At 70.8% G+C, this 14,282-nt stretch carries 18 protein-coding genes and 1 pseudogene; 10 read left to right on the plus strand and 9 right to left on the minus strand.

The window, feature by feature from the left end:
• The first annotated feature begins 527 nt into the window (after nucleotides 1-527).
• Nucleotides 528-2,210 carry a murein biosynthesis integral membrane protein MurJ gene (gene murJ, locus ACIF6L_RS31960; protein WP_396490961.1) on the plus strand — a complete coding sequence of 561 codons (1,683 nt, stop codon included), beginning with the start codon at nucleotides 528-530 and terminating at the stop codon, nucleotides 2,208-2,210.
• 147 nt (nucleotides 2,211-2,357) lie between these two features.
• On the opposite strand, the gene ACIF6L_RS31965 is transcribed toward murJ, so the two are convergent.
• A complete protein-coding gene (locus tag ACIF6L_RS31965) occupies nucleotides 2,358-2,615 on the minus strand; it encodes a hypothetical protein (protein ID WP_396490962.1) in 258 nt (85 codons plus the stop codon).
• On the opposite strand from ACIF6L_RS31965, the gene ACIF6L_RS31970 reads away from it, so the two are divergent.
• A complete protein-coding gene (locus ACIF6L_RS31970; protein ID WP_396490963.1) occupies nucleotides 2,614-2,802 on the plus strand; it encodes a hypothetical protein in 189 nt (62 codons plus the stop codon). The two genes, ACIF6L_RS31965 and ACIF6L_RS31970, sit on opposite strands and share 2 nt — an antisense overlap.
• 290 nt (nucleotides 2,803-3,092) lie before the next feature.
• Here ACIF6L_RS31970 and ACIF6L_RS31975 read toward each other — a convergent pair whose 3' ends face one another.
• From ACIF6L_RS31975 to ACIF6L_RS31985, 3 genes are all read right to left on the minus strand, one after another.
• Nucleotides 3,093-3,338 carry a hypothetical protein gene (locus ACIF6L_RS31975; RefSeq protein ID WP_396490964.1) on the minus strand — a complete coding sequence of 82 codons (246 nt, stop codon included), beginning with the start codon at nucleotides 3,336-3,338 and terminating at the stop codon, nucleotides 3,093-3,095.
• A gap of 280 nt (nucleotides 3,339-3,618) precedes the next feature.
• The gene (locus tag ACIF6L_RS31980) at nucleotides 3,619-3,846 is read right to left on the minus strand and encodes a hypothetical protein (RefSeq protein WP_396490965.1); all 228 of its coding nucleotides are present in this window, start codon (nucleotides 3,844-3,846) and stop codon (nucleotides 3,619-3,621) included.
• A 139-nt stretch (nucleotides 3,847-3,985) separates the two neighbouring features.
• On the minus strand, nucleotides 3,986-4,111 hold the full coding sequence (locus ACIF6L_RS31985; protein ID WP_359839663.1) for a hypothetical protein: 126 nt from the start codon (nucleotides 4,109-4,111) through the stop codon (nucleotides 3,986-3,988).
• Between the two features lie 113 nt (nucleotides 4,112-4,224).
• Here ACIF6L_RS31985 and ACIF6L_RS31990 point away from each other — a divergent pair, with 113 nt between their 5' ends.
• The 4 genes and pseudogenes from ACIF6L_RS31990 to ACIF6L_RS32005 form a co-directional block, all read left to right on the plus strand.
• Nucleotides 4,225-4,785 (plus strand): RICIN domain-containing protein, encoded by a 561-nt coding sequence (locus tag ACIF6L_RS31990; protein ID WP_396490966.1) that lies wholly within the window; start codon nucleotides 4,225-4,227, stop codon nucleotides 4,783-4,785.
• Between the two features lie 446 nt (nucleotides 4,786-5,231).
• Nucleotides 5,232-5,822 carry a phosphotransferase gene (locus ACIF6L_RS31995; protein WP_396490967.1) on the plus strand — a complete coding sequence of 197 codons (591 nt, stop codon included), beginning with the start codon at nucleotides 5,232-5,234 and terminating at the stop codon, nucleotides 5,820-5,822.
• Between the two features lie 660 nt (nucleotides 5,823-6,482).
• The gene (locus ACIF6L_RS32000) at nucleotides 6,483-6,800 is read left to right on the plus strand and encodes a hypothetical protein (protein ID WP_359839668.1); all 318 of its coding nucleotides are present in this window, start codon (nucleotides 6,483-6,485) and stop codon (nucleotides 6,798-6,800) included.
• 274 nt (nucleotides 6,801-7,074) lie between these two features.
• Nucleotides 7,075-7,271 (plus strand): annotated as a pseudogene (locus ACIF6L_RS32005) (transposase); the annotation flags it as partial.
• Nucleotides 7,272-7,476: 205 nt separating this feature from the next.
• Here the strand turns inward: ACIF6L_RS32005 and ACIF6L_RS32010 are convergent.
• Together ACIF6L_RS32010 and ACIF6L_RS32015 are read right to left on the minus strand one after the other, a co-directional pair.
• On the minus strand, nucleotides 7,477-7,695 hold the full coding sequence (locus ACIF6L_RS32010; RefSeq protein ID WP_396490968.1) for a hypothetical protein: 219 nt from the start codon (nucleotides 7,693-7,695) through the stop codon (nucleotides 7,477-7,479).
• Nucleotides 7,696-7,944: 249 nt separating this feature from the next.
• On the minus strand, nucleotides 7,945-8,436 hold the full coding sequence (locus tag ACIF6L_RS32015) for an Imm21 family immunity protein (RefSeq protein ID WP_396490969.1): 492 nt from the start codon (nucleotides 8,434-8,436) through the stop codon (nucleotides 7,945-7,947).
• 351 nt (nucleotides 8,437-8,787) lie between these two features.
• On the opposite strand from ACIF6L_RS32015, the gene ACIF6L_RS32020 reads away from it, so the two are divergent.
• Nucleotides 8,788-9,039, plus strand: a complete 252-nt coding sequence (locus tag ACIF6L_RS32020; RefSeq protein WP_396490978.1) for a UBP-type zinc finger domain-containing protein — start codon at nucleotides 8,788-8,790, stop codon at nucleotides 9,037-9,039.
• Between the two features lie 541 nt (nucleotides 9,040-9,580).
• On the opposite strand, the gene ACIF6L_RS32025 is transcribed toward ACIF6L_RS32020, so the two are convergent.
• On the minus strand, nucleotides 9,581-9,808 hold the full coding sequence (locus ACIF6L_RS32025) for a hypothetical protein (protein WP_396490970.1): 228 nt from the start codon (nucleotides 9,806-9,808) through the stop codon (nucleotides 9,581-9,583).
• A gap of 83 nt (nucleotides 9,809-9,891) precedes the next feature.
• A complete protein-coding gene (locus ACIF6L_RS32030; RefSeq protein ID WP_396490971.1) occupies nucleotides 9,892-10,743 on the minus strand; it encodes a helix-turn-helix domain-containing protein in 852 nt (283 codons plus the stop codon).
• Nucleotides 10,744-10,886: 143 nt separating this feature from the next.
• On the opposite strand from ACIF6L_RS32030, the gene ACIF6L_RS32035 reads away from it, so the two are divergent.
• The 3 genes from ACIF6L_RS32035 to ACIF6L_RS32045 all read left to right on the plus strand — a co-directional run bounded on the left by ACIF6L_RS32035 (nucleotide 10,887) and on the right by ACIF6L_RS32045 (nucleotide 13,460).
• The gene (locus ACIF6L_RS32035) at nucleotides 10,887-11,888 is read left to right on the plus strand and encodes an alpha/beta fold hydrolase (protein ID WP_396490972.1); all 1,002 of its coding nucleotides are present in this window, start codon (nucleotides 10,887-10,889) and stop codon (nucleotides 11,886-11,888) included.
• A gap of 496 nt (nucleotides 11,889-12,384) precedes the next feature.
• On the plus strand, nucleotides 12,385-12,924 hold the full coding sequence (locus ACIF6L_RS32040; RefSeq protein ID WP_396492625.1) for a winged helix-turn-helix domain-containing protein: 540 nt from the start codon (nucleotides 12,385-12,387) through the stop codon (nucleotides 12,922-12,924).
• Nucleotides 12,921-13,460, plus strand: coding sequence for a transposase (locus ACIF6L_RS32045; protein WP_396492627.1), 540 nt, complete (start codon nucleotides 12,921-12,923; stop codon nucleotides 13,458-13,460). The genes ACIF6L_RS32040 and ACIF6L_RS32045 overlap by 4 nt, the downstream gene beginning before the upstream one ends.
• A 5-nt stretch (nucleotides 13,461-13,465) precedes the next feature.
• Here the strand turns inward: ACIF6L_RS32045 and ACIF6L_RS32050 are convergent, their stop codons facing one another.
• Nucleotides 13,466-13,705, minus strand: a complete 240-nt coding sequence (locus tag ACIF6L_RS32050; protein ID WP_396492629.1) for a Mu transposase domain-containing protein — start codon at nucleotides 13,703-13,705, stop codon at nucleotides 13,466-13,468.
• Nucleotides 13,706-14,282 lie beyond the last annotated feature (577 nt).

Consider the following 14,282-nt stretch of genomic DNA (forward strand, 5'->3'; position numbering starts at 1 on the left):
CCAAGGACGCGCCGAACACCCCCGGGTGTTACACGTGATGCTCCACCAGTCCTCGGCGCCCCCGCCCCACCGAACAGGCCCCGCAGCTGCGCGAGCAAGCCCGGCACTTGCTGGAGGACATCGGCCCCGCAGCTGGCCACGGCGTGGAGTGGGCGTAGCAGCCCTGTACGGGGCCCGGGAAGGGCCGGTCGCGAACCGGGCGACGTGGCTCCCGCCCGTGCCGGGGCGGGGCCTCCGTCGTCGCGGCGTCGGGCCCGGGCCAGCTCGCGAAGCTCGCCGAACACGGCGTCGAGTGGGCGTAGGGCGGGTTGCCCCGGTCTCCGTTGGTGGGTGGGGCAGCCCGGCAGCATTGGCCGTGATCGTCACGGAGTCCGCCGCCCGAGTACCGACGGGTACTGGTGAACGAGAGCATCTGACCCGGTTCGGCCGGCCGCGGAGCGCCCGCGCGCCGGTCGCCTCTGCGACCCACTGGGAGGAGGTTGGGGGCGGGGTACGGACGGGTGATCTCCGGGCCGTAGGTTGGTCGGATGCTGGAGGGAACGCCGGATTCGGCGCGGGTGCGGGGGAAGCGGGGCCGGGGTCGGCACGCCGCTGCGAAGTCGGGCAAGGCGAAGAGCGGGCTGCTGCGCTCCTCGATGCTGATGGCGGCGGGAACGATGGCGTCCCGGGCGACCGGGCTGATCAGACAGGTGCTGCAGGCCGGGGCGCTGGGGACCGGGCTGCTGGCCACGACCTACAACCAGGCCAACGTCGTACCGGCGAGCCTCTACTTCCTGCTCATCGGAGGAGCACTGAACTCGGTCCTGGTACCGCAGTTGGTCCGCGCCAGAATCGACCAGCCGGACGGCGGACGGGCATTCGAGCAACGCCTGGTCACCCTGACGATGTGCGTGCTCGGCGTCGGCACCTGCCTCGCCGTGTGGGCCGCCCCGCAGATCATCAGCCTCTACCAGAGCGACTCCCCCGACAACCACGCCGCCTTCGAGCTGACCGTCGTCTTCGCCCGGTTCCTGCTCCCGCAGATCTTCTTCTACGGCCTGTTCAGCATCCTGGGACAGGTGCTCAACGCCCGGAACAAGTTCGGCGCCATGATGTGGACCCCGGTCCTCAACAACGTCGTCCTGATCACCATGTTCGGCGTCTACCTCGGCCTCATGACCGCACCCGAGCAGGTCCAGGACATCACCCCCACCGAAGTGACGCTGCTCGGCGCCGGCACCACGCTCGCCCTCGCCCTCCAGGCGCTCGCCCTGATCCCCTTCGTCCGCGCCGCGGGCTTCCGCTTCCGCCCCCGCTTCGACTGGCGCGGCACCGGCCTGCGCAAAAGCGTCGGCGCCGCCCGCTGGACGTTGCTGTTCGTGCTGGCCAACCTGGCCGCCGCCACCGTAGTGACCCGCTACGCCTCGGCGGCGGACACCACGTTGCCCAACGACGGCGTCGGCTTCTCGGCCTACACCTACGCGCAGACGATCTGGATGCTGCCGCAGTCCATCGTGACAGTCTCGCTGGTGACCGCTCTGCTGCCACGGATGAGCCGGGCAGTCGCCGAACAGCGCCTGGACGACATGAGAGCCGACCTGTCGGGCGCCCTGCGGGTGAGCGGTGTCGTCATCGTCCCCGCCGCGTTCTTCTTCCTCGCCTTCGGACCGCAGACCGCGCAGCTCCTCTTCGCCCACGGCGCCGCGGACGCGGCATCAGCCCGGCCGCTCGGGAACATGCTCCAGGCCTTCGGCCTGGGCCTGATCCCGTTCTCCGCGCAGTACCTCCTCCTGCGCGGCTTCTACGCCTTCGAGGACACCCGCACACCGTTCTGGATGGCCCTCTGGATCAGCGCCGCGAACATCCTCCTCGCCACCGCCTGCCACCTATGGCTGCCCGCGCGCTGGGCTGTCACCGCAATGGCGGCCTCCTACGCGGTCTCCTACGCCGTCGGACTGCTCATCACCGCCACGCTGCTGCGCCGGCGCCTCAACGGGCACCTCGACGGCAGGAGAGTCCTGCACACCTACGGCCGGCTGACGACCGCCGCCGCGGCCGCCGCGGGCACCGGCTGGCTGGCAGCGCACTACTGTTCCGCCGCGCTCGCACCGACCACCTGGACAACGGTCCTGAGCCTGGCAGCCGGCGGCGTTGCCATGCTGCTCATCTTCGTCGGCCTGGCCCGGCTCCTGAAGATCAGCGAACTGCGAAGCCTGCCAGGGCTGGGATGACCCGGCCAGGCCCTGCTCCCGCATGCTCCGGCGGACACCACCCTCCCGGGACGGGTACGGGGTGGAGCCATCGGCCCCACCCCGAACCTGCGGCAGTCGTCAGAGACCTGCCTCATTGCCCCAGCCGGCTGATGTCTTGGTGTCCCGTCAGCCGGCCAGGCGCAGCTGCCCGTCGATACGGTGTTCGAGGGCGAGCAGCTCGGCCACTGGGTCCTCGCGCAGCGCACCGGCCTGCCCGGCCTGGAGGCCGATCAGCGGGGCCTCCTGTCGGCGATCGGCATCGAGGCCGACCCGGCCCTGGTGGCCGCGAAGGAGGCCGCCGAGGCGAAGCGGGCGGTGTCGCGCGGGGACCGGTTCCAGCAGGGCCGGGCGGCGCTCGCGGCGCTCGTCTGGCGTGAGGCGCATGCCCGGGCACCCCCGGGCGCACACGGAGGTGCTGGAGGCTGCGGAGCGGCCGGACGGGAGCGGGGAGGTGGAGGCCGAAGTGGTCGCCGCGCTGGGCGCCTGCGCCAACAACCAGCCAGCCCGTCGGGGGAAGTTGACGCCCGGCCAGCTCGCGCAGCTCGCCGAGCACGGCGTGGTGTGGGCGTAGAGATATAGCGCCGCCCGCGGTGGGCGATGAACTCGGGTCCGAGTGCTGCCAGACGCCCGCGAGTGGGGCCTTGGGGCGGCGGCACGGGCGCGTCGGCCGGGCCTGGTCGCGTGGGGTCAGATAGTGGTGGAGATGCGCAGGAGGACGTCGTGCAGGTGACGGACAGCTTCTTCGGCATCGGTGTACTGATCCGCAGCGGGGACGACGGTGTTGAAGTCGTGGCCGTGCTCGGCCGGCAGGGAACGCCAGCTCAGGACAGGGGTGAGTGCGTTGGCGGCGCCGGCGCGGAATCAGGCGAAGTGGCCGTGGGTACGGGCCAGGGTGATCGCGAGAGCGGCGATGGCCTCGCGCAGGCCTTCCAGGCGCATGGTCTCGGGAAGGCTGTGACGGTCGGCGGGGATGTCGACGGCTACGGTGAGGGCGTCGGCGGCTTTGCGGGCCAGGAGCCGGTCCCCCGCCTTGATCACCCACGCGCCGTCATGGATCTCGCGCTCGGCATCCTCGGTCAGGGCGGCGACAGTCGTCTGGATGTTCACAGGCCCTAAGCCTAGTTTCGGCTGGCGGCCCCTGACCGGGTGGGTTTGCGGTCGCGGGCCCGGTCCTGCGGCTCGGCAGCCACCCGAGCGCAGCACTCCAACACCCCTGGGCGTACAGGAGGTCCTAAGAGTCGGCGTTCCAGAAGAGCGGTCGCCCCTGCAAGACGTGCGGGGGGATGCTCGATGCAGCCTCTGGAGCAGCCGAGCGTGGGTCAGGCCGTCGATCTGTGCGGATTCGAGTCGCTCCAGGCGCCGGCGGGCAGGGCCCTTGGGGCCGCGGTCACGGTGGGCGGCCTCGAAGGGCTGCGATCGCGGCCAAGGCGGTGGGGTGGAGGGCGACCTGGCCGTGGCGGGACTCGCGGACGAAGCGGTCCGGCTGACCGGGTCCACCATGGAGGATCGCGGCCCACTGCGGGACATCGTGGATCCCGGCCTCGACCCAGCCGACCGGGCGGCCGTGGTGGAGCAGGACGTGGACCGGGCGGGCGTGCGGGCCAAGATGAACCATGAGTCCATCGTTGGGGGGCGCCGGGCTCGGCTGCGGCCTCCTTTATACGGGCTCCGGCCAGGTGTGGGAACGTTCAGAACCGGGCAATACCTCCGCCCGAAACCCCTCGCAGCAGCCTAAATCGGTATCGAACACCCTCTCAGCGCTCCACGTCGGCAACGATGAAGGCCGGACGGCCGTCGATGGTGGCGGCGACCGGATCGAGCGCGGGCCACACCCGCATCCTGGTGCCCACACGGTTCATGACCTTCTTCACGATCCGCACAACCGTTCCGTGCCTGCGGTGGTCCAACACCTCGATCCCGCTGGGGAGTCCTGGTACCGACTTCCAGTTCTCCCGGCCAACCGCACCACCTGCCGCACCTCAGGAGGACAGCCGTGACCGATCCCGCCCCTACCCGCGGACGCCGCACCCGCGCCGCCCTGTTCGCCCTCGCGGCCGGCCTCGCCACCGCCCTTCCGGTGGCCGCCCCCGGCATTGCCCACGCCGAGCAGATCCCCCGCCAGAGCCCCGCTTTCGAACTGCGCAACCAGGCGACCGGCAAGTGCTTGGAGGTCGCTGACTGGCGCACCGACCAGGGCGCCCCCGTCCGCCAGTGGACCTGCACCGGAGGCGCCAACCAGCAGTGGGTCGCGAACAGCAACGGCCTCCTGGCCAACGTCCACGCCCGGGAGTGCCTGGATGTCCCCGCCTCCAGCACGGTATGGGGCACCCAGGTGATCGTATGGGACTGCGCCGGGTGGACCAGGCCCGAGAACCAGCGCTGGCGGGTGCCCGGCGTCAATGCGCCCTCGACCGACGACCTGCGCAGCGCCGTCGGGCTCGTGCTCGACGTACCGGGCTCCGACCCCTCCGACGGCGCCCCGGTGGTGACCTGGGGTGCCAACGGTGGCGCCAATCAGACCTGGACCGGGCTCCAGCCCCGGATCAATTTCTGAACCGCTTCCCACCCGACGGCGCGCCATGGCCGAGGGGCATCGCGCACGGACCCGTGACGTTCGTCCGGCGCCGCGGTCACCACCCAGGCCACGGCGCGCCGCCGGCCCACTCCAGCTGATTGCCCTCGTCCGGGCCGGTGCCAGGGTCCCCCCACGGATTGCTCGTTGGAAGGGCAGGATCAGGTCGCATGACTGGTATCGAGGACAACGACTACTGCGCGATCTTTCTGCGGCGCCGGCCGACAGACCGGAACCGATCTCTTGGCGGCGGTTCTGGCTGCTCCGGCCGACGAGTACGCGGTTCAGCTCGGCGGCCTGGAGTTCGACATCGGGCCCAACCCCGATGCGAAACTGTCCGACGACTTCATCGGCTGGCCGCTCAAGATCGACGTGGAGGGGCAGCGGGCCGGTCTCGTGAACGCCGTCGCCCAGGTCCTCACAGGTGCGTGGGTGGCCGGATACCGGGCCGTTGCCGCCTGTCCCTCCATGAGGACGCCGGACGCCCGCTGCGCCGCTGGCACGACGCCTCCGCGCCCGGCACCGACGCCGATCGGGCCGCGGTGCGCTCCGACCTGGAGGACCAGGCCCAGGAAGCCGCCGACTGCCTGGAGCACCTCGCCTCGCACCTGGCCGACGACCGCCTCGCCCTGGTCGAGGCCGCGTCGACCGAACTGGCCGGCCTGGCCGAGCAGCTGCCGCTGGTCTACCGGCACGGCGACTACGAGACCCGGAACTGGCTGTACGACCAGGACACCGGCCGACACCGTCCCGGCCCGGCCTCCTTCATCACCGACGCCCGTACCTGCGGCCCGAACGGCCCATGCTCGGCCAGGAGCTCCAGGGGAGCAGCGACGACGGGCACAGCGTCGTCCTACTCACGCCACCCGTCGCCGTTGTCGTCACGGACCTCCCCGCACCACCGCCCGCGCCAGCACTCCACCGACAGCTCCGTCACCGCCTCCTACCGGTCGGCCAGAGCCACCGGTCCGGCGTCGGTGACGACCAGAACCACCGGCAGGTACCCGGCACGGGTATGACCGGCCAGGTACGGCGCCACCAGTGCACCGTCCCGTCGGCGCTCTCCCGGTCGGCGAGCGCCGGGTCGTTGCCACCAACCCTGGCGCGGAACAGCTCGCGGTACCCGGGGGGAACCTCGCGGCGACATCGGCCGGCGCCATGGTCGAACGGTCGACTTCCACCATCAACACCGACACCTCGATCCCCGGCGCCTGCCACACACTGTCCGGACGCACCTTGCGCTTGCCGCCGGGCAGCAGGAACTCGGTCTCGGTCGACCAGGGCCGCGCCGCCCGGGAGGGCGCAGCAGGCGCTGGAGCTGGTCGGCGGTGGCGACCTTGAAGACGCCGAGCGCGCCGATGACGTCGGAGTGCATGGCGTTGGTCGAGCCGTTCGGGTTGGCGGCGCCGGTACGCGGTGCAACCGCCACTCGCGCCATCTCCACAGCTTCCAGTAACCAACTGCGCACAATGGTGCATATGGACGCTGGAGTCGCTGCTCTGTGGGGCGCAGGTATCGGGGGCGTGTTGGGCGCAGGAGGAGTCCTGGGATCCACATGGCTGGCCGGGCGAGCTCAAGGACGCACCCAACACCAGCATTGGCGTCGGCAGGGACGGCGAGAGGCATACAGCACATTCATTGCTGCTGTTACGGCCCATAGAGACGCGGCTGATGACCTCATGGCACTCATGGAGGAAACGCACAGCCCTGACGACGCTTCACAGGCTCTGGAACGCGTCAGTGAGAAGTTCCCGGCGGTACGCGCCGCATCCTCAGTGGTGGCCGTGGAAGGGCCCGCTGATGTAGCGGCTTCGGCTCGGGACGTCATGGAGAGCATCGGGCGCGCCACCGAGGACATCGATTTCTACGTCACAGCTGCCAGGCGCTTCGGCCGCCCGGGAGAGTTCGAAGCCGGACGCGCCCAGAAAGCACTGGATGAGCTCGGCAGTCTTCTACGCACGTTCACCGAGAACGCCCGAGACGCCCTTGACGTTTAAGCGCCGTAGGCCCAATGACGTATTGAGGAAGTCCACTGACACCACCAGCGTGATCAGTGCCACAATTCCAGGATGGTTGCTCTTCGCTCACGGCGCCTGGAGCGCCTGTTCGCCTCGCGTCTCGACGAGGGTCTCCCATGCCCAGGTCGCAGCCCTTGTCGACGCTCAGGCCACCGAACACTATTAAAGGTCCTAACAGAAGCCTCGTGACGTGTGACTGTCCGTTGATCGGCTCGTTAGTCCATCCGTGGGAAAGAGAGAGTCTCGTCCGTGGATCGTGTCGGACGAACTGTGGTGGCTGATCGAGCCGTTGTTGCCCGAACCCGGCCGAAGCTGAAGCCGGGGCGGCCACGCGTGCCGGACCGGCAGGCACTGTGCGGGATCCTGTTCGTGCTGCACACCGGCATCCAGTGGGAGTACCTGCCCCAAGAGCTTGGCTTCGGCTCAGGCATGACCTGCTGGCGGCGCCTGGAGCAGCCCGACGGCGGGCCCGCCATGGGCGACGGCAGCCAGGACCGGAAGGCACCCGCCACCCCGGTCAGCACAGCCAGAGGCGGCAGGCCAGGAGCCGCGGCGGGCGCGGGGGCGAGGCGACCAGGGCGGGCCCGGGACAGCACCGGCACAACCGCGCGGCAACGCGAAACGCCCCGCCTCGGGCGAGGGCGCCACGCGACGTTCAGCTGACGAGGTGGTCCTTGAACTTCCCGTCGGTGCAGAACAGCTGACGCGTGGCGATGTTCGCGGCAACCCAGCCACCACCCTCCTCACACTGCTCGACGGTGACAGCCGGAGTGAGATACCGGGCCTGCCCGACAGCGGACGCCGAGCCGACGCCCGACGACAGCGCGACGGCGGCAAGGACAACAGAAGCAGCAAAACACCTGGAACTGGTCATACCGTGGCAACGACCGCCCCCACACCCGGTCACCCTCCCCTGCGCCGTTCGCGGACATCCCACCGAAGCCCGGAACGCCTCGCGCACCACCACGACCGGCCGGCCGGAGGCCGGGAGCAGCGGCCAGGGCCGCCCGGGGCCGGCGATCGGCGGGCCACTCCCGGCGGCAGGGAACAGCCCGACCACCGCCACCGCCCCGGCCAGGCGCAGCGGGCGCCGGACACGGCCGCGGTACCGGGTGGCGGCTGATCAGCCGAGCGGGAGCAGGCGTTCCAGGTAGTACTCGGACTCGGGGTCGGGCTGGATGAGCAGCGACTGGAGCAGATAGCGCCCGGCGGGGACCGTGACCCGGAGGAGCTCCGGCGGATCGGCGTGGTCGAGTCCGCGGATGCGCTCGCCGTCGTAGCCGGCGTCGGTCAGCACGTATCGGCCGCCGAGCTCGACCGTGACCACGTCCTCCCAGGCGCCGCGGGCCAGCGCCGTATCGACGCCGGGGAGCAGCGAGCGGTCGTCGTCGGCGGACGACCAGCGGGCGAAGACCAGGGCGTACGCGATCCAGGTGACCGGCAGCGGCTCACCGCCGAGGATCACCACGTCGTGGCCCTCAAAGCGCAGGGCCGTCGCGTACTCGCCGCACGCGTCGTAGGCCTCCTCCCCGGTCCACCGGCACACCAGGTGCTCGGGAAGGAGGGCGTAACGCGCGAAGTCGGTGCGGTCGAGCCAGGTCAGCGCAGCGGTCATCCGGTCATGATGCCAACACGGCGCCCACCCGGACCGCACCCGGGCGAGGACCGCCCTCACGGCGACCACGACAGCCCGGTGCCAGCCGGCGGCGACGGCTCCTGGCAGCAGGGAACAGCCCCGCCAGGGCGGCGGCCGGCAGCGACGACCAGACGCAGCAGGCCGGAGCCACAGCCTGGCTGCACAGCGGGCCGGCATGGCCGCCCCCGGGAAAGCAACACGACGGCACCGGCCGCGGTGATCCGCGGCTGGTGCCGAGCGGTGCCGGGTACCGTGGGTGGTGTGAAGGACCAGCACGAATGGCGCGTCGCGGTCGACCGGGGACTCGTCGTCCAACCGGTCTGCCGGCACCTGGACGCGATCCGGGAAGTACCCGCCCACCCGGCCGCCGGTTGTGAGGACTGCCTGCGGGAGGGCAGCACCTGGGTGTCCCTGCGGGCGTGCCTGAGCTGCGGACACGTCGGCTGCTGCGACAGCTCCCCCCGACAGCACGCCCACCGCCACGCCCACACCGCCGACGGCCACCCCGTCGCCCGATCGCTCGAACCCGGCGAGGGCTGGGCCTGGTGCTACACCGACGAACTCTTCCTGCTCCCCGCCTGACCCCACGGGCGCAGCGCGGCGGTGGCCGTGCGGGCGGCCTCCCGCTGTTCGTCGGCCTCCCGTCCCAGGTGCTCCTCGCGGTCCTGGTCGCAGGGCCGGCAGCGGCCACCCGGGCGGCGGGTCCACTCGACCTGTCCCTGACGGCCGTACTCCCAGGTGCTCTCCTCCTCGGGAACCTCGCCGCAGTCGAGCAGACCAGGGAGTCCATCAGCCCGCGGTGGGCCTTGTGCTCCTCGTCCTCGCGGGCGGCCTGGCGCAGGTCGTAGGCGGCCCGGTTGTTCGGGTGCGCCAGCGCCTCGATAAGGTAGTGCCGGCTTGAGCGGCCGTACCGCCACCACACCGGCCCGAGCGGCCCGTGGGCGGCCAGCAGCTCCAGAGTGGTCGCGACGATGGGCACGGCGTCGTCGTACGCGCGCCAGCCGTCTTCGTTGTAGCCGCGGACCTCCCCGCACCACCGGCCGCGCCAGCAGTGGGCCAACAGGTCCGCGACGACCTGCTGGCGGTTGGCAGGCGACCGGTCCGGCGTCGGTGACGACCAGCACTACCGGCGGGTACCCGGGCCGGGTGTGGCAAGCCAGGTACGGCGCCACCAGTGCACCGTGCGGTCGGCCGGCTTCTTCACGGCGAGGACCGGGTCGTTGTCGCGGGCCTTCGTGTGGAACAGCTCGCGGTACCGGGGGAACTTCGCGGCGACGTCGGCCGGCGTCATGGCGGAGCGGTCGACCTCGACCATCAGCACCGGCACCCCGATCTCCGGGGCCTGCCACACATCCAGCTCCAGACCGCCCTCATCGAAGGATGCCTGGCCGGCACCGGTCTGCCACTCGATCCACCGACTCCACCCTGAAAGCCTCAGTACCCGAACCTGCGCTGCGCGCCGTCGCGCGCCGGCCAGGCTCTGTCATCGGCGGCCAGCCATGGCTCGCGCACGGCGGCGGAGGGAGTTGTTCCGGTGAACGCGCGGACGTCGTGGTGGAGGTGGGACTGGTCGGCATAGCCGCCGTCCGCGGCCACCTGCGCGGGGGTGTCTCCGCGGACCAGGCGGTGCATGGCGTGATCGAAGCGGACCAGCATGGCGGCGCGTTTGGGTGTCAGGCCGATCTGCGAGCCGAAGCGTGACCACGTGCGCTGCCGGCTCCAGCCGATACGGCCTGCGAGCTCGCTCACGCGGGCCTGTCCGTGGCTGGCGACGATCCGGCGCCAGGCCCAAACCACTTCGGGATCGACCTCCCTGCCCGCATGGAACCGGGTCATCAGTTCCCTATGGATCATCGCGAAGCGCGCCGGCCAGGTCCGCGCATCGTGGAGCCGCTCCCGCAGGCGCGGCGCGGCACGGCCCCACAGGTCGTCGAGCGCGATGACGCTCCCGCGCAACTCCGCGAGTGGGAGTCCGAGTACACGGTGCGCGACCAGCGGAGACAGGCGTATCTGCACACACTCGACGTCCTCGGCGCACACCTGGAAGGCGCTGAAGCCGAGCCCGGCGGCCAGACTCTCCGCCCGCATCCGGCCGACCGCGCCGTCGATGTCGATGTCGAACGGGCGGTCACCGAATCCGACAGCCACGGTGACGGCCGGGTGAGGAATGGCCCGTAGATCGATCGGGCTGCCACCCCGAATGCGGAACCCGGCCATGTCGACACCGGGCCGCGCGCTCACCCGCGACGGTCGCGCGATCTCCCAGGCAGCGGTGGAGTCTGCCATCCGGACAAAAGGTTGCACACCCCGACGGTACGAGCGGCTCGGCACCGGAATCAACCACCGTGCGAGGCGCGACATTTCTCCAAGACGCCCCGCGCCCGCCACCGCGAGAGTGATGGCACCCCGCACCGACCGACGGAGGAGCCATGGACGAGACGACCACCCCGCGGAACAAACCCACCCGCAGCCGCCCGGACGCGGCACCCAACGTCCCGCGCAGACGGCGGGCGCGGACCCGCCGGTGGCGGATCACCGCGACGGCCGCCGGCGTGCTGGCCCTCCTCCTCGCGGGAAACACGGTGTCCGTGCTCACGGAAACGGCCGCGGCCTCCGGCGACCAGATCGTGCGCATTCCCGGCGGGGACCTCCACGTCCTCCAAGACGGGCCGCCCGACGCGCCCACGGTGGTGCTCCTGCACGGCCTCGGCGGCTCGACGGCGTGGTGGAACCCGGTCCTGCCGGCGCTGCGGGACCTGCACGTGGTGCGGGTGGACCTACTCGGGCACGGCAGATCGGCGAAACCGGCCAGCGGCTACGGCATGGCGGAGCAGGCGCGCCGGGTCGCTGCCGCGCTCGACCGGCTCGGGGTGCACCGCGCGACCGTCGTCGGGCACTCCACCGGCGGTGCCGTCGCCACCGCGCTGGCCGAGCAGCGCCGCGACCTGGTGGGGGCGATCGCACTGGTCGACACCGGCCCGCGGCCAGACGCGTACATCGGCGACAGCTTCGCCGCCCACCTGATGTCCACGCCGGTGGTGGCGGAACTCATCTGGCGCCTGCGCACCGACGGCACCATCCGCGCCGCGCTGAGCTCCGCGTTCACCCGCGACGTGAAGATCTCTGACCGGATCGTCGCCGACGTCCGGGGAATGACCTACCGCAGCCTCACCGCGACCTACGCGGCGTCCAGCGCGTACCTGAAGGAACGGCCCATCCCCGACCGGCTCGCCGGCCTCGGCCTGCCGACCCTGGTGGTCTTCGGTTCCCAGGACCACCGCTGGCGGCCCTCCTCCGCCCAGGACTACCGCCAAGTCCCCCACGCCCGCATCGAGATCCTCGACGGAGTCGGCCACACCCCCATGCTCGAGGACCCCGACACCACCGGAACCCTCCTCCACGGCTTCGCCCTCGAAACCGAGCCACACTGATCACTCACGGGCCAGGGTCCACCGCTGGCCCTCGACGCCGTGGGCGGCCGGCTCCCCGGCGGCCAGGCCCCCACCCCGCGCATGCCGCATACCACCGGCGCACCACAGGCAGGACCACCGCTTGTCGCCACCCGACAACGGCCTGCTACCGCGGCGCGCAAGCTCGTGTCCGTCACGCTGGCCAGCGTCTACCTCGGCCTGTCAGGCACCGTCACCGGGGCCGCCGCCGCGCCGCCCGCTTCGGCCACCACGGCCCCGTCCTCGCGACGATACTGCGAACCGCCTCTCAGCCATGGCAGCGTCACCCTGGTACGCCCACACCGATCCGGCTGCCGCGGACGGGATCAGGTCGCCCTGCGAAGTGAGGGAGCGAACCGTGCCCTCATCGATACCCATCATCCGGACGGTGACCTCGATGCTGCACTTGTCAAGCTACTGAGGTTTTCGTTCTGTTGTCGGTGGTGACAGGTAGTGATCCCTGCGGTATGTCAATGGTGTGCGGTATGCGCAGGGTGGGGGCCTGACCGCTGAGCGGCGGGCGTTTCGTGAACAGGTGCGGCTGGAGGCCGGTACCCGGTTCGAGGCGGGCGAGAAGACCGCGTCGATCGCCCGGGATCTGCGGGTCAGCGAGCGGTCGGTGGAGCGTTGGCGGCGGTCCTGGCGTGAGGGTGGTGCGGATGCCCTGCGCTCGGCGGGTCCGGCGAGCGTGCCGAAGTTGTCGGCGGCCCAGTTCGCCGAGCTGGAGGCGGAGTTGGGCAGAGGTCCGGCCGCCCATGGGTACGAGGACCAGCGCTGGACGCTGGTCCGGGTCCAGGCGGTGATCGGCCGCCGGTTCCGGATGGCGTTGTCGATTGCGACGGTATGGCGGTTGCTGAAGCGGCACGGCTGGTCCTGGCAGGCCCCGGCCCGCCGGGCGCTCGAGCGGGACGAGCGCGCGGTGGAGCTGTGCAAACAGGAGGTGTGGCCGCGGGTAAAAGCACCGCGGCGGCGCTCGGAGCCTGGGTCGTCTTCGAGGACGAGGCCGGGTTCGCGATGACGCCGCCGCGCGCCCGCACCTGGGGCCGGCGCGGGCACACGCCCGTGGTCCGGGTCCGGGGACGTTCCCGGCGCCGGATCTCGGTGGCCGCGCTGTGCTGCTACAAGCCCGGCGAGCAGAGCAGGGTGATCTACCGGCCCCGCTTTCACATGCCGCTCAAGGGAGCCCGCAAGAGCTTCGCCTGGACCGATTACCGCGATCTCGCCGTCCGTGCTCACATTCAGCTCGGCGGCCCGATCGTCCTGGTCTGGGACAATCTCAACACTCACCTGGCCGTCGGCATGAAGCAGTACGCGGCGAAGCAGGAGTGGCTCACCGTGTTCCAACTGCCCTCATACGCACCGGACCTCAATCCGGTCGAAGGCCTGTGGTCGCTCCTGCGTCGCGGCCCGACGGCGAACACCGCTTTCACCGATCCGGATCATCTCACCCGCACTCTCCGACGCGGACTGCGACACATCCAACTTCGACCCGCCCTTATCGATGGATGCCTGGCCGGCACCGGCCTGCCGCTCACCCCACCGACTCCACCCTGAAAACCTCAGTAACGCAAGGCGATGACATCGAACCTGGCGCCGGTCAGCTCCAAGACCGCGGCCGGGACCGAGTACTCGTTCTGACGGACCGTGACCCGGGAGGTCTTGTCGACCCGCGGCGTCAGCGTCAGCCCGACGTCGAACTCCTCCTCCGGGACCGGCGCCAGCAGCGGGGCCTCGTAGGCGAAGTCGAAGCCGATCTTCCGTGATTCAGAGATCCTGAAGTGTCGGCCGGGCGAACTCACCGAAACCAAGGTGCTATTGGGGTGCGGCGAGGCCGAGTTCGGTTCGGAAGAAGGCAGGATTGCTGGGGCGGTGTCCGCGTACTCGTTGCAGTGCCCAGCCGACTACAGATGAACGTGCTCAGCGAGATGGCCGCCAGGGCCTGTGTGACGTTGCGAGCAGTCTTCGGGTTCTGTCCTCATCCGGCGGGCGGAACCCGGTACGACTGAAGGATGCACAATGGCACAACATGGGCGAGGACGCCCCGACCCTATGGGAGCCGTAGCGTGAATGACGATCGGTCCGCCGCAATCGCCGCCATGGCGAGTATCGGAGAAGTGCTGTCGTGCATCGGGCCCACCTGTGGGGACGCTGTCGACTGGAGTGCGGCGGAGAGGGTCCATGGAACGTCATTCCCAGCCGACTACCGGGCCTTCGTCGCAGCCTTCGGCAGCGGTTCGATCGAGGAGATGGTCGGCGTTCACATCCCCGCCGTCACTTCGAACTAGTGCTCTGACCGGGAAAGTTCGCCGGGTTGGCGGTGCCAGCGGTTGGATGTGCGGTGGCGTCCGTCCGTCCAACCGTTGGGGGTGTCGTGGC

This window comes from Kitasatospora sp. NPDC086009 (assembly GCF_044540385.1).
GTDB lineage: Bacteria > Actinomycetota > Actinomycetes > Streptomycetales > Streptomycetaceae > Kitasatospora.